Source organism: Acidobacteriota bacterium, from assembly GCA_016196035.1.
In the GTDB taxonomy this organism is placed as follows: domain Bacteria; phylum Acidobacteriota; class Blastocatellia; order RBC074; family RBC074; genus JACPYM01.
In genome coordinates this window covers 63,876-84,620 of the sequence record JACPYM010000022.1, presented here as the reverse complement: position 1 = coordinate 84,620, position 20,745 = coordinate 63,876, and the positions used below count along the sequence as shown (strand labels likewise).

General features: G+C 56.6%; 18 protein-coding genes. 12 read left to right on the top strand and 6 right to left on the bottom strand.

The window, feature by feature from the left end; translation table 11 throughout:
* Nucleotides 1-15 precede the first annotated feature (15 nt).
* From HY011_07375 to HY011_07365, 3 genes are all read left to right on the top strand, one after another.
* Nucleotides 16-795 carry an electron transfer flavoprotein subunit beta/FixA family protein gene (locus tag HY011_07375; protein MBI3422744.1) on the top strand — a complete coding sequence of 260 codons (780 nt, stop codon included), beginning with the start codon at nucleotides 16-18 and terminating at the stop codon, nucleotides 793-795.
* Between the two features lie 188 nt (nucleotides 796-983).
* Nucleotides 984-1,967, top strand: a complete 984-nt coding sequence (locus HY011_07370) for an electron transfer flavoprotein subunit alpha/FixB family protein (GenBank protein ID MBI3422743.1) — start codon at nucleotides 984-986, stop codon at nucleotides 1,965-1,967.
* 109 nt (nucleotides 1,968-2,076) lie between these two features.
* Nucleotides 2,077-4,179 carry a serine hydrolase gene (locus HY011_07365; GenBank protein MBI3422742.1) on the top strand — a complete coding sequence of 701 codons (2,103 nt, stop codon included), beginning with the start codon at nucleotides 2,077-2,079 and terminating at the stop codon, nucleotides 4,177-4,179.
* A gap of 31 nt (nucleotides 4,180-4,210) precedes the next feature.
* Here HY011_07365 and HY011_07360 read toward each other — a convergent pair whose 3' ends face one another.
* A complete protein-coding gene (locus HY011_07360; GenBank protein ID MBI3422741.1) occupies nucleotides 4,211-4,642 on the bottom strand; it encodes a PIN domain-containing protein in 432 nt (143 codons plus the stop codon).
* Complete coding sequence (locus HY011_07355) at nucleotides 4,636-4,893, bottom strand: hypothetical protein (GenBank protein MBI3422740.1); 258 nt, start codon at nucleotides 4,891-4,893, stop codon at nucleotides 4,636-4,638. The genes HY011_07360 and HY011_07355 overlap by 7 nt, the downstream gene beginning before the upstream one ends.
* A gap of 105 nt (nucleotides 4,894-4,998) precedes the next feature.
* Here HY011_07355 and HY011_07350 point away from each other — a divergent pair, with 105 nt between their 5' ends.
* The 9 genes from HY011_07350 (at nucleotide 4,999) to HY011_07310 (ending at nucleotide 16,979) form a co-directional block, all read left to right on the top strand.
* Complete coding sequence (locus HY011_07350) at nucleotides 4,999-6,693, top strand: electron transfer flavoprotein-ubiquinone oxidoreductase (GenBank protein ID MBI3422739.1); 1,695 nt, start codon at nucleotides 4,999-5,001, stop codon at nucleotides 6,691-6,693.
* Nucleotides 6,694-6,710: 17 nt separating this feature from the next.
* The gene (locus HY011_07345; protein MBI3422738.1) at nucleotides 6,711-7,001 is read left to right on the top strand and encodes a BrnT family toxin; all 291 of its coding nucleotides are present in this window, start codon (nucleotides 6,711-6,713) and stop codon (nucleotides 6,999-7,001) included.
* The gene (locus tag HY011_07340; protein ID MBI3422737.1) at nucleotides 6,973-7,224 is read left to right on the top strand and encodes a hypothetical protein; all 252 of its coding nucleotides are present in this window, start codon (nucleotides 6,973-6,975) and stop codon (nucleotides 7,222-7,224) included. Before HY011_07345 ends, HY011_07340 begins: the two co-directional genes overlap by 29 nt.
* A gap of 29 nt (nucleotides 7,225-7,253) precedes the next feature.
* A complete protein-coding gene (locus tag HY011_07335; GenBank protein ID MBI3422736.1) occupies nucleotides 7,254-7,691 on the top strand; it encodes a hypothetical protein in 438 nt (145 codons plus the stop codon).
* A 167-nt stretch (nucleotides 7,692-7,858) separates the two neighbouring features.
* Nucleotides 7,859-9,934, top strand: a complete 2,076-nt coding sequence (locus HY011_07330; protein ID MBI3422735.1) for a thioredoxin family protein — start codon at nucleotides 7,859-7,861, stop codon at nucleotides 9,932-9,934.
* Nucleotides 9,935-10,045: 111 nt separating this feature from the next.
* Nucleotides 10,046-11,002: a tRNA (adenosine(37)-N6)-dimethylallyltransferase MiaA gene (miaA, locus tag HY011_07325; protein ID MBI3422734.1), complete on the top strand. Its 957-nt coding sequence runs from the start codon at nucleotides 10,046-10,048 to the stop codon at nucleotides 11,000-11,002.
* Between the two features lie 555 nt (nucleotides 11,003-11,557).
* A complete protein-coding gene (locus HY011_07320) occupies nucleotides 11,558-12,316 on the top strand; it encodes a hypothetical protein (GenBank protein MBI3422733.1) in 759 nt (252 codons plus the stop codon).
* Nucleotides 12,317-12,627: 311 nt separating this feature from the next.
* Nucleotides 12,628-15,771, top strand: a complete 3,144-nt coding sequence (locus HY011_07315; protein ID MBI3422732.1) for a sialidase — start codon at nucleotides 12,628-12,630, stop codon at nucleotides 15,769-15,771.
* A gap of 515 nt (nucleotides 15,772-16,286) precedes the next feature.
* Nucleotides 16,287-16,979 carry a thioredoxin domain-containing protein gene (locus HY011_07310; protein MBI3422731.1) on the top strand — a complete coding sequence of 231 codons (693 nt, stop codon included), beginning with the start codon at nucleotides 16,287-16,289 and terminating at the stop codon, nucleotides 16,977-16,979.
* A 91-nt stretch (nucleotides 16,980-17,070) separates the two neighbouring features.
* Here HY011_07310 and HY011_07305 read toward each other — a convergent pair whose 3' ends face one another.
* From HY011_07305 to HY011_07290, 4 genes are all read right to left on the bottom strand, one after another.
* Nucleotides 17,071-17,517, bottom strand: a complete 447-nt coding sequence (locus tag HY011_07305; protein MBI3422730.1) for a vitamin K epoxide reductase family protein — start codon at nucleotides 17,515-17,517, stop codon at nucleotides 17,071-17,073.
* 44 nt (nucleotides 17,518-17,561) lie between these two features.
* Nucleotides 17,562-18,650 carry a 3-phosphoserine/phosphohydroxythreonine transaminase gene (gene serC / locus HY011_07300; protein ID MBI3422729.1) on the bottom strand — a complete coding sequence of 363 codons (1,089 nt, stop codon included), beginning with the start codon at nucleotides 18,648-18,650 and terminating at the stop codon, nucleotides 17,562-17,564.
* A 43-nt stretch (nucleotides 18,651-18,693) separates the two neighbouring features.
* Nucleotides 18,694-19,467, bottom strand: a complete 774-nt coding sequence (locus HY011_07295; GenBank protein MBI3422728.1) for a cytosolic protein — start codon at nucleotides 19,465-19,467, stop codon at nucleotides 18,694-18,696.
* 192 nt (nucleotides 19,468-19,659) lie between these two features.
* Nucleotides 19,660-20,685, bottom strand: coding sequence for a PD-(D/E)XK nuclease family protein (locus HY011_07290; GenBank protein MBI3422727.1), 1,026 nt, complete (start codon nucleotides 20,683-20,685; stop codon nucleotides 19,660-19,662).
* Nucleotides 20,686-20,745: the final 60 nt, after the last annotated feature.

Sequence of the window (20,745 nt, the reverse complement as noted above, 5' to 3'; positions counted from 1 at the left end):
CGACAGGGAGTCGTCATGAAAATTATCGTCTGTCTCAAGCAGGTGCCGAAAAACGATTCGGTGCTGCGTATCAACGAACAGGGCACGTGGATTCAGGAGCGTGACCTGACATACGAGATCAACGAGTCTGACCAGTACGGGTTGGAAGCCGCACTGCAACTCAAAGAGAAACACGGCGGCGAAGTCATCGCGCTTTCGCTGGGGCCCCAGCGCGTCCAGACCGTCATCAAAGAAGCCCTCGCGCGCGGTGCTGATCGCGGCTTGCTTCTGGAAGACACCGCGTTTGACGGCCTCGACGCCTTCGGCATCAGCTCCGTGATTGCGGCGGCGGCCAAAGCGGAAGGCTTCGATCTGCTGCTGACCGGCTTGCAATCGGACGATTACGGCTACGCGCAAACCGGCGTGATTGCGGCGGAATTGCTCGGCCTGCCGCACGCCACCATCGTGATGGATGTCGAAGTCAATGACGGCAGCCTGCGTGTCAAACGCGAATTGGAGAACGGCTTCTTCCAATGGGTGCGCATGCCGTCGCCCGCCGTACTGACGATCCAATCCGGCATCAACACGCTGCGTTACGCCACGCTCAAAGGCATCATGGCCGCGAAGAAAAAAGAGATTAAGAAACTTGATGCCGCCGCGCTCGGTCTGGATGCGACCGCGCTCGCCCCGCGTATGGCTTTCCGCAAGGTTTACGTGCCGCAAAAGAGCAAACAGACGCAATTCCTCACCGGCTCCGCGTCAGAGGTCGCGGCGCAGTTGATCGAGAAATTGAAGAACGAGGCGAGAGTGTTTTGAGAGGCTAGGGACTAGGGGTTAGGGCTAGTGTTGAAATCAAACTAGCCCCTAACCCCTAGTCCCTAGTACTCCATCAAGCTGTAAGTGATGGATGCTGAGAGCGCATCCGGGATGTAGGGCGGGATTAAATCCCGCCCTACATCCCTCATTTTCAGCTTGATGGAGTACTAGCCTCTCATGGAGAAATCATGGCAAACGCAATTTTAGTTTTCATCGAACACGTTGACGGGAAGCTCAACAAAGCTTCGCTCGAAGCCGTGCGCGCGGCGCAACTCATTAGCGCGCAAACCGGCCAAGAAACCGAAGCCGTCGTGCTGGGCAATGGCATCGGCGCGCTGGCCCAGGAAATCGCGGGCAAAAAGCTCAACCGCGTTTACACCGTCGAGAGCGAATGGCTGAAGTCGTATACCGCCGATGGGTACACACAGGCATTGAAACAAGTCATCGCCCAATTGCAACCGGCGCTGGTGTTATTGACGCATACGTATGAAGCCCGCGATTTCGCGCCGAAGTTGGCAGCCGCGCACAAGAAGGCGTTGTTGGGCGACAACGTTGCTTATAAACACGAGGGCGGCGAACTCGTTTTCACGCGCCAGGTCTTCCAGGGCAAGCTGGCCGCCGATGTCGTGCCGGTCGGCGACGCGCCGCATTTCGCCAGCTTCCAAATTGGTTCGTTCCGGGGCGATGAATGCGAAGCGGGCAACGCGTCCGTCGAAGCTTTGACCGTCAATCTGGATGCCGCTGGCGTGCGGCAGCAGCCGGAAGAACGCTTCAAGGAAGCCAAAGCCGCCGTTGACCTGACGCAAGCGCCGCTGATCGTTTCGGTCGGGCGCGGCATCAAGGAACAGAAAAACATCGAAATCGTCAAAAAACTGGCCGCAGCGATGGGCGCCGAAATCGCGGCTTCGCGTCCGATTTGCGACAACGACTGGTTGCCGATGGATCGTCAGGTCGGTTCGTCCGGCCAAACCGTCGCGCCGAAGCTCTATCTCGCTGTCGGCATTTCCGGCGCGATTCAGCATCTGGTCGGCATGAAAGGCGCGCGCACCATCGTCGCGATCAACAAAGACGCCGAAGCGCCGATCTTCGAGATCGCCGATTACGGCATCGTGGGCGATTTGTTCGAGATCGTGCCCGCGCTGACGGCGGAAGCCGAAAAGCTGAAAGGCTAACCCCCTGTAACATAACCTGCCGAGGTTGTGCTGCTACGTTATTGTGGTACACCCAAGCAAGGGCAACCTCGGCAGGTTGCCCTACTTTATCTCTGCAAGGAGAATCCCTATGTCCCGCCTGTACCCGTTTCGTTTCGTCACATTGCTTTGTCTATTGAGTGCGCTGGCTTTTGCACAGTCGCAGATCCCCGGCCACTGGGAAGGTGCAATTCAACTGCCCGGCGCACCACTCGCCATTCAGGTGGATGTGAAGGTCGGTGCGGATGGCAAACTGGCGGCGACGATTACCATTCCGGCGCAAGGCGCACGTGACTTGCCGCTGACAAACTTCACCACCGGGATTGATGATCTTTCGTTCGATTTGCCAAACGTACCTGGTGAGCCGAAGTTTCGCGGCTCCTTTGTCAGCAAGGATAAAATCCTCGGCGCCTTTACGCAGAGCGGACAAAGCTTCCCCTGCAATCTCGAACGCAAGGCCGATCCGGGCACGGACACGAAAGCGATGTTGGCCTCGCTGGATGCGCTCATCAACGATGGGCTGAAAAAGTTTGACGTGCCCGGCATGTCCATCGCTGTCGTGAAGGGCAAGGAAATCATTTACGCCAAAGGCTTCGGCTACCGCGATGTCGAGAAACAGTTGCCGGTGACGCCGGATACGCTGTTCGCGATTGGTTCGTGTTCAAAGGCGTTTACGACCTTTGTGCTGGGGACGTTGGTTGACGACGGCAAGGTCGAATGGGATCAGCCGGTGCGCACGTACATTCCGTGGTTCAGGATGAATGAGGCGAGCGTGACTGAACGGTTGAGCGTGCGCGATCTGGTAACGCACCGTTCGGGCCTGCCGCGCCACGATCTGGTTTGGTACAACAACTACGACGCGAGCCGCGAACAGTTGGTGCGGCGCTTGCCCTATCTGGAACTCAGCGCCGATCTGCGGGCGCGCTTTCAATACAACAATTTGATGTTCGTCACGGCGGGCTACTTGACCGAAGTTCTGACCGGCAAGACCTGGGAAGCCGCCGTGCGCGAACGCGTGTTTGCGCCGCTGGACATGCAACGCACAAACTTTGCGGTCACCGATTCGCAAAAGGACGCCGACTTTGCTTATCCGTATGCCAAACGTGATGACAAAGTCGTCAAGCTTCCATTCCGTCCGATCACTAACATCGGCCCGGCGGGTTCGATCAATTCCAGCGCGAACGAGATGGCGCATTGGGTGATCACGCATTTGAACGGCGGCCAGTACAACGGCAAAAGAGTCGCTGCCGCCGCGACTGTCAACGAACTGCATCAGCCGCAAATGGCGACGGGCGCGCCCAGCACGCGGCCCGATATTTCGGCGCAGGATTACGGCATGGGCTGGTTCATTGACACCTATCGCGGCCACCAGCGCGTGCATCACGGCGGCAACATTGACGGCTTTTCGGCAAACGCGGTGCTGTTCCCGAATGACGGCTATGGCATCGTCGTGCTGACCAATCTGAACGGCACGCCGTTACGCGAACTGATCGTGCGCGAGCTTGCCGACCGGCTTTTCAAACTGGAAGCCGTGCCCTGGCTGAACGCGGGCGCAGGTGAGTTGGCAATGAGTGAGGCCGCGTTGAAAGTAGGCAGTCAGCGCAAGACAGTGGCGCGCGTCAGCGGCACACAGGCGGCGCACAAGCTGGACGACTACGCGGGTGATTACGAACATCCTGGTTATGGTGTGCTGAAAGTCGCGTTGCGCGAAGGCAAGTTGCAATTCACCTACAACGGCATCAACGCGCCGCTGGAGCATTGGCATTACGAGACGTTTAACGCGCTCAAAGGCGAAGACCCTACGTTTGAAGATGCGAAGCTGACCTTCCAGACCGACGCCAACGGCAATGTCGTCAACCTGTCGGCGCTGATGGAACCATCCGTCAACGAGATTGTGTTCAAGAAGAAACCCGCCGCGCAATGGTTCGAGGCGGCGTATTTGGCGCGCTTCGTCGGCGATTACACGTTGATCAATCAGACGATCAGCGTCAGCTTGCGCGGCAATACGCTGATTGCCCAAGCGCCGGGCGCACCGCCGCAGGAATTGATACCCGGCGTGGATGGCGGCTTCACGCTGAAACAATCGCGTGCCCAGACGTGGTATTTCACGACTGATGGGCAGGGGCAGGTGACTGGTATTGAAGTGCGGCAGCGCGGGGCCGTGTTGAATGCGAAGCGCAAACCGGCAAAATAACAACGCAGATTGAAGCGGCAGAAGCAGGCTTTCAGTGTGTTGGATTTGCCGGACTGATCTGGGGAATCAGCTCCGTGCGGCGGCGGCGATAAATCGTAAAATCGCTGTCTAGCGTGAAGATCAAGCTGTCGGGATGCAACTCGCACATCCGCACCAGACAGGCATCGGCAAAGGACATGGGAAGATCAGCGTACTTTTGCAGCAGTTCGATGAGGCTGTCTGTTTCGGCAAGTGAGTCGAACCGTGAATGAATCAGTCCCTGTCTCAGCAACGCGAGCAATTTAGCCTGAGCTTTTGGCAAGTGTCGTAGCAAGAACCATGTTTCAGACAGGACGGCATCGCAGGTCAGCAGTGGCGCTTTGAACTGTTCAGAGGTTTGCCGCGCCCAGTGATGTTGTAGGTCTTTTTCATCAGTCAACGCGACCAGCGGGTCAGTGTCAATGATGATCGTGGAGGTCAGCATTGCCCATAACCTTCCAGATGGGTTTTGTTGGTGGAAAGATCCGCCGGGCTGGTTTCATCGCCAGGCGTATCAAGGATTGCTGCCGCTAGTTGTGCGAATGAAGCGGTGGCAGGAAACTGCTCTTCACGCGCCAGATATTCTTCCAAAGCTTCGCTGAGCAGTTGGCGAGCCGATGCCCCGCGCTTGCTGGCGGCTTCGAGGAGTTTGAGGCTTAATGCGGCAGGGATTTCAAGTGTTACGGTGTTCATCACAAAATTCCTCCAAACGCTGACACATTCTAGGCGATGACTTTAGTACGACGAAACAATTCTGCAAAGAGGAGTCAATGACTCATCTCCGCAAAATAGCAAATACCTATGGACAACATCGAACGCGATAGCTTGGAAATGGATGTGCTCTTTGTCGGCGCAGGCCCGGCCTCACTCGCCGGGGCCTTGCGCTTGCGGCAACTCATCAAGGCCCATAACGCCGCCCACCACGACGCGCTCGGCGAAGTGCAAATCGCCGTGATCGAAAAGGGCCGTGAAGTTGGCGCGCACATGATTTCAGGTGCGGTGCTCGATCCGCGCGCCATCCGCGAACTGATGCCCGATTGGCTGGAACGCGGCGCGCCGGTCGAAGCCGAAGTGACCGAAGAAGACGTTTCGTACCTGACCAGGCACCGCAAGCTGAAATTCCCCATCATCCCGCCGCCGCTCAACAACCACGGCAAATACGTCGTCAGTTTGAACAAGCTGATTCGCTGGCTCGCGCCCATCGTCGAGGCCGAAGACATTATGCTCTTGCCTGAATTTCCCGGCGACAAGCTGCTTTACGACGACCAAAATCGCGTCGTCGGCGTGCGCACGGGCGACAAAGGCGTTGGCCGGGATGGCGAACCGAAATCCAATTTCGAGCCGGGCGCGGACATCTTTGCCAAAGTCACCGTGCTGGGCGAAGGCTCGCGCGGTTCGCTGACCAAGAAGCTGGTGCAGAAGCTGAACCTGGACAAAGACCGCAATCCGCAGGTCTATGCCTGCGGCGTTAAAGAGATTTGGGAATTGCCGAAAGGCCGCGTCGTGCCTGGCTCCGTGATGCACACATTAGGCTATCCACTGCCCAACGATGTCTTCGGCGGCGGTTTTGTTTATGGGATGCAAAACGATTTGCTCGATGTCGGCTTGGTGGCGGGGTTGGATTACAGCGATCCCTTTACCGACCCACATCGCCTCTTCAACGAGTTCAAACAGCACCCGGCGATTGCGGCCATGCTCGAAGGCGGCAAGATGCTGCATTACGGCGCGAAGACGATTCCCGAAGGCGGCTTGCTGTCGCAGCCGAAGTATTACGGCGACGGCTTCCTGATCATCGGCGATGCGGCCAGCTTCCTGAATTCGCAAAAGCTCAAAGGCATTCACATGGCGCTCAAGACGGGCATGCTCGCCGCCGCGACGATCTTTGAAGCCTTGCTGGCCGAGCGCTTTGACGAAGCGCAGTTGCAGAGCTTTGAAAAGAAAGTCAAAGCCAGCTACGTGCACGAAGAGTTGTACGAGGTGCGCAACTTTCACCAGGCGTTCCGGCACGGCCGGTTGTGGGGCTTGGTTGAGAGCGGCGTGCAGATGGCGACCAAAGGCTTCGGCCTCTTTGGCGATTTGCACGTCGAGGCCGGGCACGAGCACATGAAAAAGCAGCACGTGTATGGCCGCCAGCCGCAACACGCGGGCGAATACATTCAGGCCGAGGCGCCGAAGTACGATAACAAACTGACGTTTGAAAAAGTCACCGACGTGTACCGTTCGGGCACCGAGCACAACGAAGACCAGCCGCCGCACCTGAAAATCCTCGCGCCCGACATCTGTGTCAACCAGTGCACACAGGCGTTCGGCAATCCGTGCCAGTATTTCTGCCCGGCGGCAGTCTATGAAATCGAAGAAGTCGAAGGCGGACGCCGGCCCAAGCTGAATTTCTCGAATTGCGTGCATTGCAAGACCTGCGACATTATGGATCCGTACCAGATTATTGATTGGGTGACGCCGGAAGGTGGTGGCGGGCCGAATTACATCAATCTCTGACGCAAGGCAGGGTTGTAATGAAATTTGAGTGGCACGAGTCTAAGGCTGAGTATAATCTGGTGAAACATGGCATTTCCTTTACGGAAGCGCAGACAATCTTTGATGATCCGTTTCAAGAGAACCTCCCGGACTTGGCACACTCTGTGGGCGAGATTCGTTTCTTGTGTTTAGGAATGTCCGAGCGCGGGCGCGTCTTGGCTGTGATATACACAGAACGTAGGAATGTTACACGAATCATCAGTGTCAGATTAGCAACCCGGCGAGAGGAGCTTGAGTACTATGCAGCACGAAGTAACTATATTGACTGACGACGATTACGACCTGGAAGACGACATCGCACCTGAGTACGACATTGCGGCAATGCGTGAAGCGGCTCGTCAGGCTGGCTATGAAACGCGCCGACGTTTCGTAAGACTCGCGCCTGATGTTGCTACCGCCTTTCCTAATGAGGAGGCGGTCAACCAAGCGTTGCGCGAACTCATCGCAGCTCGTGCGGCGCACAACGCTGAAACCCAAACATCAACTCGATAACTGGCCGATAACTGGAGAAAGACAAGCAAATGGCAACCGCTCAAGACGCTGAACTGATTCTGAAACTTTATGAACTGCGCACCGAAGCGACGATGCGCAGGGCACGCAACTTCACGATCATGGAATTCTTCCCGCAAAGCATGGCCGACGTGCAGGCGTTGTTTGCCGACCGGGAACACCCCGAACTCAATGCTTACTTCCGCCAGGCGACCAGTTATTGGGAAATGGCCGCGGCGATGGTCAATCACGGCGCGATTGATCGCGAATTGTTTTTCGACACCAATGGCGAGTTTTTCGCCATCTGGGCCAAGATCGGCCACTTGATCGAAGACTTGCGCAAGCTTTTTGGGCCGCAATATCTGGTCAGTTTGGAAAAGCTGGTCAAGGCGGCTCCGAATGGTGAGGCGCGTGTGAACATGATGCGCGAGCGTTTTGCCAAGATGATGGAACAGCGGGCTGGGAAATAACGCGCGATCATCGCAACGTAGCATTCGACGCGGTAGCTTGTAGCGACAGGTTGCCGCGTCGTTGTCTTCGGCATACACTTTGTAGCTTGACTGACAGCGCCGCAGGCAGTCGGCGAGATAGAATCCAGCACCTGACCCCATCGCACTCAAGCTGAGGTAGCAACTTTATGAATCGTATGCAGCAATTCGCGCGCGTTGTGTTCGCCCTTTTGGCCTTGGCGCTGCCCGCCGCGGCGCAGGGCCTGAACCCGGTCGCCCTTACTTCCACGCTGGAACCGGCGCAAGTCAAAGCGGGCGGTAAGGCCAAAGTGCTGATCAATCTCAAACTCGAACCGGGCTGGCACGTCTATGCGCTGACGCAACCGCCGCCGCCGCGCGCAATGAAAGTGGCCGTGGATGAGAGCGGCCCGTTCAAGGCCGATGGCGCGCCGCAACAGCCAAAACCGAAGACCGCCTTCGATCCGAACTTCGAGATCAATACCCAGACCTTTGAGAATGCCGTGACGATCACGCAGCCGGTCAAACTGGCGGCGGACGCGGCGGCGGGCGCGCAAAAGCTGACGGTCAATTTCACTTATCAGGTGTGCGATGAGCATCAATGCCTGCCGCCGAAAAAAGTACCGCTCGTGCTGGATGCAACGATTGTGGCGGCGGCGCTGACACCCGCGCCCGCACCAGCACAAATTGCCAGCGCCAGCCCGACGCCAAAATTGACGCCCAGTGTAACGCCGAGCGCTTCACCCGCCGCTACGGCGGAACCTTCGCCGAGCGCATCTGCGGCCAGCGTTGCGCCGGTTACGAGCAATCAACTACCACCAACGGCACCTTCCGCCCAAACGCCTAATCTGACGCCCGACCTGACAAATGATCTGAAAAAGCGCGGGTTGCTGGGTTATCTCTGGTTCGCCCTGGGCGCGGGGTTGCTGGCGCTGTTGACGCCCTGCGTCTTCCCGATGATTCCGATCACGGTTTCGGTGTTCACCAAACGCGAACACGATTCGCACGCCAAAGCGATGCGCGATGCCGTGATTTTTTGCCTGGGCATCATCCTGACGTACACGGTGCTGGGACTGGCGTTGGCGCTGATCGCGGGGCCGACGGGGCTGAATAAACTGGCGGCGAATCCGTGGATGAATCTGTTTTTGACGACGCTGTTTGTCGTCTTTGCGCTGAACCTATTCGGTATGTTCGAGATTCGCATTCCTTCGGCACTGCTGACCAAACTGGATAAGCAATCGCAGGATTCGACGCTGTTTGCGACCGTCCTGATGGGCGTGACCTTCACGCTGACCTCGTTCACATGCACGACGGCGTTTGTTGGTTCGGTGCTGATCTACGCTACACAAGGCGATTGGTTTTGGGCGGTGATCGGGATGGCGGCCTTTGCGACAGCCTTTGCCGCGCCGTTCTTTTTGTTCGCGCTCTTTCCGCGCTTCCTGCAAGCACTGCCCAAATCGGGCGGCTGGATGAACAGCGTCAAGGTCGTGCTGGGCTTTTTGGAAATCGGCGCGGCCTTCAAGTTTTTGAGCAACGTTGATCTGGTTTGGGGTTGGAATACGGTTTCGCGCAACCTGGTGCTGGCGGCGTGGATTGGGCTGGCCTTGGGCGCGGCATTGTATCTGTTCGGCAAATTCCAACTGCCGTTGGATTCGCCTATGAAGACGCTGAGCGTGCAACGCATGCTCGCTGGCGTATTCTTTCTGGGGACGAGTTTCTATTTGCTGACCGGCTTGTTCGGCGCGCCGCTCGGCGAACTGGATGCGTGGCTGCCGCCGGATACAACCAGCGCGGCGATTTATAACACCTTGAACGGCGGCGGCGGCACAACCACGGCCAATGCGAATGCGCACGCCTGGCTGGAGAGTTATGACGCTGCCGTGACGAAAGCCAAGGCCGAGAGCAAGCCGGTCTTTTTGAATTTCACCGGCGTGACTTGCACCAATTGCCGCTGGATGGAAAAGAACATGTTTCCCGATCCGGCGGTGCGCAAAGAGTTGGAAAAATTCGTGCTCGCCGAACTTTACACTGACCGCGAAACGCCCGAACACGAAGCGGGTGATGTGAAAAACGCCGAATTGATGTCCACCAAGTTCAACACAGTCGCCTTACCGCTCTATGTCGTCATCACGCCGGAGGGCAACACGCTCGCCAAGTTTCCTGGCCTGACGCGCGACAAGCAGGAGTTCGTCAGTTTCCTGCAAGCGGGCGCGAGCCGGTTCGGGCAACAAATGGCGAGTCGTTGATTCCGCAGTTGCAATCTGCGATGCCGCGCATCGCAGCCAAACATGGGACGATTGGCTGTCGCTGGATGTTTTCGTCGCCCGCTTGCTTTCCCATTACGAACACCTGCCTTTGTGACTTCCACGCCGCACAACCAACCCCTGATCGCCATCGTTGGCCCGACCGCTTCAGGCAAAAGCGATTTGGGCATCGCGCTCGCCCAGCGTTTCAACGGCGAAGTCATCAATTGCGACTCGGTGCAGGTCTATCGCGGCCTATATGTCGCCACCGCCAAAGTCCCGCCGGCAGAGCAGCAAGGCATTCCGCATCATCTGATTGATCTGGTCGAACCGACCGCGAATTTCACCGCCGTGGCCTGGGCCGCACAGGCGCGCGCCGTCAGCGCCGACATCGAGGCGCGCGGCAAGACCGCCTGGCTGGTGGGCGGGACGGGGTTTTATCTGCGCGCGCTGACGACGCAGTTTTTTGCCGCGCCGGAAATTGACGAACGGTTGCGCCCGCGCTTGCTCAAACTGCTCGACCGCCAGGGGCCGGAACATTTGCATCGGCTGTTGCAGCGCGTTGACCCGCCGCTCGCCGCCAGGTTCGCGCCCAAGGATTGGTCGCGCGTCACGCGGGCGCTCGAAGTCTATTTCTCCTCCGGCCAGCCACTTTCTTACTGGCAAGCGCAAACGCCGGAAGCGCCAACGGCATTTGCCACGCGGCTGCATTATTTCGTGCTGCAACCGCCGCGCGAGGTGTTGTACGACCGCATCAATCGCCGCGTAGACCTGATGGTCGCCAACGGCTTGCTGGCCGAAATCGAAAGGCTCGTGGCCGCCGGGGTGCCGCTCGACGCCAAGGCCTTTCAGGCGCACGGGTACAAACGCTTTGTCGAATATCTGCAAGGCGCGCGCACGCTGGCGTCGGCCATCGAACAGATGAAACTCGACACGCGGCATTACGCCAAACGCCAATGGACGTGGTGGCGCGCGCAATCGAATACGATTTGGTTGCCGGGCTTCGGCTTCGAGCCGGAGATCATTGCCGAAGCGGAACGGCAGGCAGCGCAGTTGTTGAAGGCAAGTTGAGCTATGAACGAACTGACGCTGAGATCGGTTTGCAATTGCGTGTACGGGGTGGGACAGCGGGACGATACCGCGCGCGTGAGCAAGCGGCGCTCGCCCTGTACACGCAGAGGTCTCACGCAGCAACACCGCTTGCTCACGCGCGCGGTACTGTCCCGGCGCATGAAGTTTCCCGTACACGCAAGTGCAAACTGATCTAGTACTCCATCAAGCTGTAAGTGATGGATGCTGAGAGCGCATCCGGGATGTAGGGCGGGATTAAATCCCGCCCTACATCCCTCATTTTCAGCTTGATGGAGTACTAGCACCCTGACCGTGCATTGAATGGCAAAACCGGCGGAAGATTGCCACGCTGCTTTGGAAAGGAGAGTGGGGAATGTGGAATTGGGCATGCAAAAGATCGGCGCATTCGCGCTTGTCAGAGCTTTTCCTGGGCTTCCCTGGTTGCTTGATGCCGCCGCCATTGCTCATACTGCGCCGGGTTGATTGAGCAGTCTCGAATTTTCATTACCAGTTGTGCGCAAGTCACCGCACGCAATCACAACAAGGAGCAAGCTTATGCGGAAATGTTTACTCGCCTTGGCAGGGTTGGCGCTGTTCGCCCTGCCCGCCGCCGCGCAAACCGCTGACGAGATCATTGCCAAGTACCTCAAAACCATCGGCGGCGCGCCCAAGCTCGAAGCGCTCAAAACGCTGCGCCGCACCGGCAAATTCACCGGTGGTGGCGGGTTTGAAGCGGTCGTCGTGCAGGAAAATAAACGCGGCGCATTGGTGCGCGAAGAATTCACCTTTCAGGGCATGACTGGCGTGAATGCGTATGACGGCAAGACCGGCTGGAAGATCGAACCCTGGGGCGGCAAAAAAGATGTCGAATCGCTCAGCGAAGAAGAACTGAAGAGCATTGTCGAAGACGCTGACTTCGACGGGCCGCTCGTCAATTACCGGCAGAAAGGCCACAAGGTCGAATTCGCCGGCACCGAACCCATCGAAGGCACCGACACCTATAAACTCAAGGTGACGCTCAAAAACGGCGATGTGAGTTATTACTTCATGGACACGGATTATTACGTGCCGATCAAGATCGAAACCAAGCGCATCGTGCGCGGGGCCGAACAGGAATCGGAAACCGTGCTTGGCGATTACAAAGAGGTCGCGGGTGTTTATTTCCCGTTTTCATTTGAGAGCGGGTTGAAAGGCAGCCCAAACAAATCGCAGATCACTTACGCAAAGATCGAAGCGAACATGGCGCTGGATGATAGCCGGTTCAAAGCGCCGGTCGCCAAACCGACTCAGTCAGAGGGAGGGAAGAGCAAATGATTCCGCGTTTGGATAATGACCGCAATCTGTCTGTGCATGAAGGTCTCGCAGCCCGCGAAGGCGGGCGACAGCATAAAGCCTGGGGTGAAGGCGCAGCCGCAACCCCAGGTAGGCGTCCAAGCGAGTTCGTAAGCCCGCGAAGCGGGCGACAGAGATTGTTTGCTGAGCCAAAGTCTGCCGCCCGCGTTCGCGGGCTGGCTGGTTTTTCGTCACCGTTCCCAGGGTTTCGCGCTGTCGCGCTACACCCTGGGCTTTATGCTGCCGCCCGCGTTCACGGGCTGAAATCCACAAAGCCCCTGACGCTGAAGACTATGCTCTGGGCCACTGTTTTGTTGGTGTTTTGTGGGCCTATTCTCGCCCAAACACCCGCCGTCAAACCCGCCATCAAAGTTGATTCCGAAACCATCTCCGGCTTGGGCGCGCGCAACATCGGCTCGGCCACCATGAGCGGGCGCATCGCCGCGCTCGACGCCGTGCAGGAAGGCAAACGGCTGACGGTTTATGTCGGCTCGGCCAGCGGCGGCGTGTGGAAGTCGGTCAATGGCGGCACGACCTTCAAGCCGGTATTCGACAAACAGCCGGTGCAATCCATCGGCGCCATCACGATTGATCCGAAAAACCCCAAAGTCATCTGGGCGGGCACGGGCGAACCGTGGACGCGCAACAGCACATCCGTTGGCGATGGCGTTTATAAATCAATTGACGGCGGCGAAAACTGGACGAACGTCGGGCTGAAAGATACCGAGCGCATCGCCAAGATCGCCGTTGACCCATCCGACACCAACACTGTGTACGTCTGTGCGCCGGGCAAACTGTGGAGCGACAGCGATGAGCGCGGCCTTTACAAAACCACCGATGGCGGCAAGACGTGGGCGCAAGTGTTGAAAGGTGGAAATCGTTCAACGGGTTGTTCGATGATCTCGCTGGACAAACAGAACCCGAAAACAATTTATGCCGGGCTGTGGGATTTCCGCCGCAAAGGCTGGACGTTTCGTTCGGGCGGCGATTCTGCCGAAGTTCCCAGTGGCAGCGGCCTCTTCAAAAGCACCGACGGCGGCGCGACGTGGAATGAATTGAAAACCGAAACCGCCACAGGTTTGCCGCCAAAGCCCTGGGGGCGCGTGGCCATCGCGGTCGCGCCATCCAACCCGAATGTCGTTTACGCCACCATCGAAGCCGTCATCCCGCAAGACGGATTGTATCGTTCGGCTGATGGCGGCAAGACGTGGCAGTTGCTCGACCGCAGTCCGGGCGTGATCGTGCGCCCGTTTTACTTCGCCAACCTGATCGTAGACCCGCAGGATGAGAACAAGGTTTACAAGGAAGGCTACAACCTGATCGTCAGCACCGATGGCGGCAAAACCTTCAGCAGCATTTCGGGCGGCGGCACGCACGGCGATCATCACGATGTGTGGATTGATCCGGCGAACACCGATCATCTGATCGCGGGCGATGACGGCGGTTTGTGGTACTCCTACGACGGCGGCAACAAGTGGTGGAAGGCGGAGAACCTGCCCGTCTCGCAGTTTTATCACGTCAGCCTGGACAACGACCGGCCCTATCACATTTACGGTGGCTTGCAGGACAACAGTTCGTGGGTCGGCGATTCGCAATACCCGGGCGGCATCACGAATGGCCGTTGGGAAAACGTGGGCGGCGGTGACGGCTTCTGGGTCTTCGCTGATCCCAGCGACGCCGATTATGTTTATTCCGAATCGCAGGGCGGTTACATCGCGCGCGTGAATCGCAAGACGTTTGAAGCGCGTCCCGTGCAACCGCTGCCGCAGTACAAAGAAGGCAAGCTGCGTTGGAATTGGAACACGCCGATCCATCTCAGTCCGACGCAGCAAGGCGTGCTTTACCTGGGCGCGCAATTTCTGTTTCGTTCGCGCGATCACGGCCAAAGCTGGGAACGCATCTCGCCCGACCTGACGACCAACGATCCCGAAAAACAGAAGCAGGAACAATCCGGCGGCATCACGCCCGACAATTCCGCCGCCGAGATGCACACGACGATTTATGCCATCGCCGAATCGCCCAAGAACGCCAACGTAATCTGGGCGGGCACTGATGACGGCAATCTGCAACTAACGCGCGATGGCGGCAAGACGTGGACGAACGTCGTCGCCAACATTGCGGGGCTGCCCAAAAACGCCTGGGTCTCATACCTGGATGCCAGCCACTTTGACGAAGGCACGGTTTACGCAACGTTCGATTTGCACACCTTCGGCGATCTGCGGCCTTATGTTTTTAAGACCACCGATTTCGGCCAGACGTGGACGAAGCTGGTAGCAAATGACGCGGGTGTTCGTGGCTATGCGCACGTCGTGCGCGAAGATTTGGTCAACCGTGATTTGCTATTTGTCGGCACCGAGTTCGGCTTGTGGATAACGCTCGATGGCGGCCAGCAGTGGGCGCAGTACAAAGGCGGCGACTTGCCCAACGTCGCGGTGCGCGATTTGGCAATTCACCCGCGCGAACACGATCTGGTCATCGCCACGCATGGGCGCGGCATTTGGATCGTGGACGACATCACGCCGTTGCGCGCGTTGACGCCCGCGCTGCTGGCGCAGGAAGCGGGTTTCGTGCAGGCGCGGCCCACTGAACAGAAGTTGCTGGCGTTTGGCGGCTGGGTCAATGGCGATGCGGCCTTTGTCGGCGCGAATCCGACCGGCGAGGCCGTCATCACCTATTACCAGCGCAAACGCCACATCTTCGGCGATCTGAAACTCGAAATCTTTGATGCATCCGGCAAATCGCTCGGCACACTGCCCAGCAGCAAGCGGCGCGGTTTGAATCGCGCGTTGTGGGGCATGCGTGTGCCGCCGCCCAAAACGCCGCCCGGTGCGACGGCGGCTGGCCCCGGCGTCGGCCCGCGTCTGTTGCCCGGTATGTATACAGTCAAGCTGACCAAAGACAAAAACGTTTACACCACGCAACTGCAAATCACGGCAGACCCGCGCGCCAAACACAGCGCGGCGGATCGCAAAGCCCAATTCGACCTGGCGCTGAAGCTGCACGCCCAACTCAGCGAAATGACCTTCGCCGTCGAACGCATCAACAGCGCCCGGCTCAAACTGGAAGAGCGCGCGGCGCAGCTTCCGGTCAGCGATCCGCTGCGCGCGCAATTGCAAGCCGCCGCCGCCCAAGCCGACGAATTGCGCAAGAAAATCGTCGCCACCAAAGAGGGCGGTGCGATCACCGGCGAAGAACGGTTGCGCGAATACCTGGCGAGTCTTTATTCGGACGTGGTTTTTTACGAAGGCCGCCCCGCGCAAACCCAGATCGAACGCGCCGACGCATTGGCCCGCGAGTTGGCCGATGTGGTCAAAGCGTTTGACGATTGGGCCGCCAAGGATTTGGCCAAGCTTAACGCCACGCTGACCGGCAAAAAGCTGGAACCAGTCAACCCGCTCACGCGCGCGGAGTGGGAAGCCGCGGATACAAAGAAATAGCAAACGTTCGTAGTACCGGCGCTAGCTTAATGAGGTTGAATTAAGCGCCGCGTGCCGCAATGTCCGACAAGCTGCCAGCTTGTCGAGGCTTCCAATTGTGTAAATTCGGAGTCGCCGACAAGCTGGCAGCTTGTCGGACATTGCTAATTCAACCTCATTGGGCTTTAGCCGGAGAGCTGAAAGCGTAAAGGTTTCCGGCCACAGCCGGTACTACGAACTTGTTTCCACAATGAATTTCACCCGCACCCAACAACTCGGCGCATGGTTGCTGCTCACGTTGCTACTGGCCAGCGCGCTTTACCGTTACGTACACCTGCCGCAATGAACCCCAAACCGCTGCTTGCTGGCGGCCACTGGCGCCAGCGATTGGGCCGAGCGCTTCACCAGAAAAAATGGTTACACAAGCGTAGCTTTTCAAGCTGGGTGGAACTTTGAGAATTGCGCCGCTTGCAGTAAGGTATGCCGCACCACAGGTCATCCTTACGGCCTGCACCTTATTCACAGGATCGAATTAGATGAAACGCTATTTACCCTTTGTCATCATCGGCGTCACGCTGTTAGTCATCGTGGGCGCGGGCGCCTGGTTATTCAGCGCGTCTTCGCCCAAACCGCAACCAATCGAATCCCCCGCCGCCAGCGGCAGTCCTGCTGCAACGCCCGCGAAAGGCGCGGCCAAAACCGAACTGAGTCCGACGCCTGCGCTGGTGAAAAAAGATGTCGTCGCCATTGAGGAATTCGGTGATTATCAATGCCCGCCCTGCGGCGCGTTGCACCCCATTCTCAAATCGCTGAAGAACGAATTCGGCGGGCGCATGCAATTGTCTTTCTATCATTTCCCGCTCAGCCAGATTCACAAGAACGCGGTGCCGGCCGCCATGACCTCGGTGGCCGCCGCGCTGCAGGGGCGTTTTGCCGACATGCATAACCTGCTCTATGACACGCAGAAGGTCTGGAGTGAAGTGGAGGATTTTTCGCCGATTGCCATGGATTACGCGCACCAGATCGGGCTGGATATGGAAAAGTTCAAGCGCGATGTGAATAGCCCCGCCGTGCGCGCCCAGATTGCTTCGGATATGCAACGCGCCACCTCGTTGAAAGTGGATTCCACCCCGACGCTCTTTCTGAATGGCGTGCAGGTCCCCAACGAAAAGTTCACGTTGGAAGAGTTGCGCAAAGAAATTAATCTGCGCCTGGCGCCGCGCAAATAACTTCAAGGCTTTGCCGCACAAATGCAAAGAGCACGAAAGGGCGGTGAAGGCCTCTGCGTGCTCTTTGCATTTGTGTAGTGGAATGTCGTGGTCAAACGTCCCGCGCAGGCGCAGGTACTTTGAATTTGCCCACGAGCGCCAGACAGGTCAGCAGCACCGTCAGTGCCGCCGACAGCAAACAAAACTGACAGAAGGCGTGCAGCACGAAGGCTTGCAAATAAAACAGCCAGAGCGAGGTCAACACCATCGGCACGACGACCGCCAGCAATCCGAGGCGCGCCCAGCCGTAACCAAACGCCGCCAGCGTCGCCAAACTGAACGCCGTGAAATACGCCAATATGCCAAACGCCGCCGTTGGGATGCCCGCAATAGTGGCATACGCACTGCTGAGCACGACCGAGCAGCCGTGCGTGACGGAGCATTTGACGCTTTTGCCGGTTAGGTGCTGGACGGTGAGATAAAGCGCGTCGAACATGCCGACGAGCGCGATGAACATCGCCAGCCCATACATCAAAGCCGGTTTTTTTCGAAATATCATCGTTATCATTGTCGTGTACGCTGTCGAGCTACTGACACTTCTAGTTACCCGTTGTTCCTCTGAAACTCGCCCATAAACTCCACCAGCCGCTCCACGCCCGTCTGTGGAAACGCGTTGTAAATCGAAGCGCGCAACCCACCCACCGAGCGATGGCCTTTCAGCCCGTCCAGCTTGGCGGCGGTGGCTTCCTTGATGAATTTCTTTTCGAGGTCTTCGCTGGGCAGGCGGAAGGTGACATTCATCAGGCTGCGGCAATCCCGTTGGGCGTGGCCGCGATAGTAATTGTCCGAAGCGTCAATGGCATCGTACAGAATCTTCGCCTTCGCCGCGTTCTTTGCCTGCATTGCCGCCAATCCGCCTTCGTTGAGCGCCCACTTGAACACCAAGCCGCAGAGGTAAATCGCGAAGCAGGGCGGCGTGTTGTACATCGAACCGTTCTTGGCCAGGTTCCGGTAATCCAACATCGCGGGCAAACCTTCCGGCACGCTGGCCAGCAAGTCTTCGCGCACGATGACGATGGTCGCGCCCGCCGGGCCGGCATTCTTTTGCGCGCCCGCGTAAATCAAGCCGTAACGCGCCACATCCACCGGCTTGCTGATGAAGTTCGAGGACATATCGCAGACCAGCGTCGCGTCACCGAAATGCGGTTCTTCCTGAAACTCGACGCCGAAGATCGTTTCGTTCGAGGTGAAATGCACGTAGGCCGCCTGCGGATCAAGCTTGATCTCTTCGGCGTTGGGCAGGCGGTTGAAGTTGGTGTCGCTGGTGTTGGCGGCTTCGCGCACCGTGCCCAGCTTCTTAGCTTCTTTGACTGCGGCCTGGCCCCAACTGCCGGTTGTCAGGTAATCGGCGCTCGCGCTTTTGGACAGCAGATTCATCGGCACCATCGTGAATTGCATGCTCGCGCCGCCTTGCAGGAAGAGCACCTTGTAATTGTCGGGAATCGCCAACAGCGCGCGCAGGTCGGCTTCGGCCTCGGCGATGATTTGCTCAAAGGCCGCCGAGCGGTGGCTGATTTCGAGCACGGACATGCCAACACCGGGCAGGGCGAAGAGGTCTTGTTGCGCTTGTTTGAGTACGGCTTCAGGCAGCACGGCAGGGCCGGCGCTGAAGTTGAAAACACGTTCGGTCATGAGAATGAAAACTCCTTTTAAAGAAATGAGCAAAGGCACAGGACTAACCCGCCGCTTCGCGTTTGGAAACAAAATCAATCAGCTTAAGCCAATCAATCTGATTATCCGGGGTCATAAATTGGGCGCTGAATTGTTGGGTCATTTCGTTGATCTTAGCGGCGTAGGCTTTTTTGAAGACCTCGTCTTTCTGCCGCGCCTCCTGGTCAATCGGCGTGATGATCTCGCGGTATAGTTGGTCATCGCCGGAAATAAAGCGCCAAAATTCCTGGCCCGCATACTTGAAGTATTGCTTGTCGGGGTCTTGGTGAGTTTTGAAAGGTTTGCGGTCTTTGCCATAAATGCAGCCATTGACGGCAATGATTTCCTGCTCCAAGCCGCGTTCACGCAGCAACTCACGCGCGGTTTTGAAGTCGTCGCGCATACGATTGATCTGATCACTATTACCCCAGTTCGTGCCGGACTTGATACCAACAATGTGGTATAGGCCGTCGCGCTCGAATTCCAGGTCAACGCTTTTCAACGACGACTTGAAGCCGCCGTATAAAGTTTTAGAGATTTGGATAGCGAACCCCTTGAGCAAGTTGTCAAGAATTACTTCCTCTTGCGAGAAGAGAAAGGCATCAATGAGGGCCTTAACCAACTCCCAGATCGGCTTTATGTTCGTGACTTTCTTAGATTGCAAAAGATATGGGTTTTGCGCCATAAGAAGACTCGTCAAGCTCAACTCATTTAGGGCGCTCATCCTAGCTTGATGGAGCGGGTTGGTGACGTGTTTGCTTAAGTAGGTATTGTAATTTTGACTGGGCGAAATGTTCATGATGCATCACGGATAAAGCTACGTTTCAATTGGCTCAAAATCGATTTCGAGCTTTTCGCACAAGTCTTTAAGTACCTGTAGCCCCCTCTCGCGAGCATAGTGACTTTCTAAAGTGTAGCCATTGTATTTAACAGGATAAAAAAAGTTTCTGCCATTAGGGTGAACGGGCTGATCTTCGTTGGTGATGATATATCATTGTTTTGTACTTCCCCATGGCAAGGGAAGTTTTTTGATAAGGTCTTTATCCACCAAATACTTTAAGACATCTGAAAACAACAGTCTTAAATTTTCACTCGAAAACACCTTCCCGTCTACCTTAGCCGCAATACGTCCTGCGACTCTACCTTTCGGTTCTTGTATGTCAGAAGTGCTGTAGTCAATTATTCCTTCAGCAAACAGCGCGTCGTATATGGAGTCAAATACGTCGCTGTATTTTTCGTACAAGGCAATAGCCATTTTCTTTTCTTCATTGGTAATAGCCATTTTTATCCCTCTGTACCGGCTTTTTAGATTTTTTAGGTATTGAACAACAAAAGGCTTAACTTTGTCGTTGAGACTTGGGTGATCCAATAATGGTAATAGCAACTTGTCGTTTAATAGTTGATAGTTGATGCAATGCCACCTGTTATCATCTACGGTCTCTTCAGAGGACTGGCCGAGTTTCGGTAGCAAGTAAACTAAAAAGTTTGAGTCATTTGGATGATTTGAAAGCAGCCAGTCGGCATATTTTCTTGACTGCTCTCCGTTCGGTTTTGAGTCAATCTTTAGCTCGAAAATGATATTTATCTTGCCATTGGAGCCAAGAGTGTTTTGATAAGTGGCAGTTAGGAAAATATCGAATCTGCCAACCCCCTGTATGCTAGTCTCAGTTGACACGTATTCGTTAGGTGTAACCTCGACATCGTTAAACTCCAGTGTTGGTAATATGTCGAGCAAGTTTTGGCTTTGGGCCGTTATTGGCTTCAAGCACCTTTCGTCAGTCAAGAGCAGTAAAAACCGGATCAAGGTGTAGTTCGATAAGAGGTGTGACCCGCCGGGGTCTAATAGCCAGCCTAAAAAGCAAGAATGCCACCGTTCATAATGAGTTCGCCCAACAATTCTAAAAAAGTTTGGCTCTCCAAGAATGTGTTCAAACCGGATAAATTCAGACTCGGAGATCAAAGTTACTAACCGTTGAGAAAAACTTTTAGGTATAGTCCGGTTCCTATGCTTAGCCATGATTTTCGCGTTGAAACACTCCGAATTTACTCACGTTGCTGAATTGCAAGCGTTCTTCTT

Excerpts from the sequence above, each read along its gene's own strand:
- HY011_07310 (MBI3422731.1), top strand. The coding sequence starts at position 16,287 with ATGAAACGCTATTTACCCTTTGTCATCATCGGCGTCACGCTGTTAGTC.
- HY011_07315 (MBI3422732.1), top strand. The coding sequence starts at position 12,628 with ATGCTCTGGGCCACTGTTTTGTTGGTGTTTTGTGGGCCTATTCTCGCC.
- HY011_07365 (MBI3422742.1), top strand. The coding sequence starts at position 2,077 with ATGTCCCGCCTGTACCCGTTTCGTTTCGTCACATTGCTTTGTCTATTG.
- HY011_07295 (MBI3422728.1), bottom strand. The coding sequence starts at position 19,467 with ATGAACATTTCGCCCAGTCAAAATTACAATACCTACTTAAGCAAACAC.
- HY011_07305 (MBI3422730.1), bottom strand. The coding sequence starts at position 17,517 with ATGATATTTCGAAAAAAACCGGCTTTGATGTATGGGCTGGCGATGTTC.
- HY011_07320 (MBI3422733.1), top strand. The coding sequence starts at position 11,558 with ATGCGGAAATGTTTACTCGCCTTGGCAGGGTTGGCGCTGTTCGCCCTG.
- HY011_07290 (MBI3422727.1), bottom strand. The coding sequence starts at position 20,685 with ATGGCTAAGCATAGGAACCGGACTATACCTAAAAGTTTTTCTCAACGG.
- HY011_07360 (MBI3422741.1), bottom strand. The coding sequence starts at position 4,642 with ATGCTGACCTCCACGATCATCATTGACACTGACCCGCTGGTCGCGTTG.
- HY011_07335 (MBI3422736.1), top strand. The coding sequence starts at position 7,254 with ATGGCAACCGCTCAAGACGCTGAACTGATTCTGAAACTTTATGAACTG.
- HY011_07330 (MBI3422735.1), top strand. The coding sequence starts at position 7,859 with ATGAATCGTATGCAGCAATTCGCGCGCGTTGTGTTCGCCCTTTTGGCC.
- HY011_07340 (MBI3422737.1), top strand. The coding sequence starts at position 6,973 with ATGCAGCACGAAGTAACTATATTGACTGACGACGATTACGACCTGGAA.
- HY011_07370 (MBI3422743.1), top strand. The coding sequence starts at position 984 with ATGGCAAACGCAATTTTAGTTTTCATCGAACACGTTGACGGGAAGCTC.
- HY011_07375 (MBI3422744.1), top strand. The coding sequence starts at position 16 with ATGAAAATTATCGTCTGTCTCAAGCAGGTGCCGAAAAACGATTCGGTG.
- serC (MBI3422729.1), bottom strand. The coding sequence starts at position 18,650 with ATGACCGAACGTGTTTTCAACTTCAGCGCCGGCCCTGCCGTGCTGCCT.
- HY011_07345 (MBI3422738.1), top strand. The coding sequence starts at position 6,711 with ATGAAATTTGAGTGGCACGAGTCTAAGGCTGAGTATAATCTGGTGAAA.
- HY011_07350 (MBI3422739.1), top strand. The coding sequence starts at position 4,999 with ATGGACAACATCGAACGCGATAGCTTGGAAATGGATGTGCTCTTTGTC.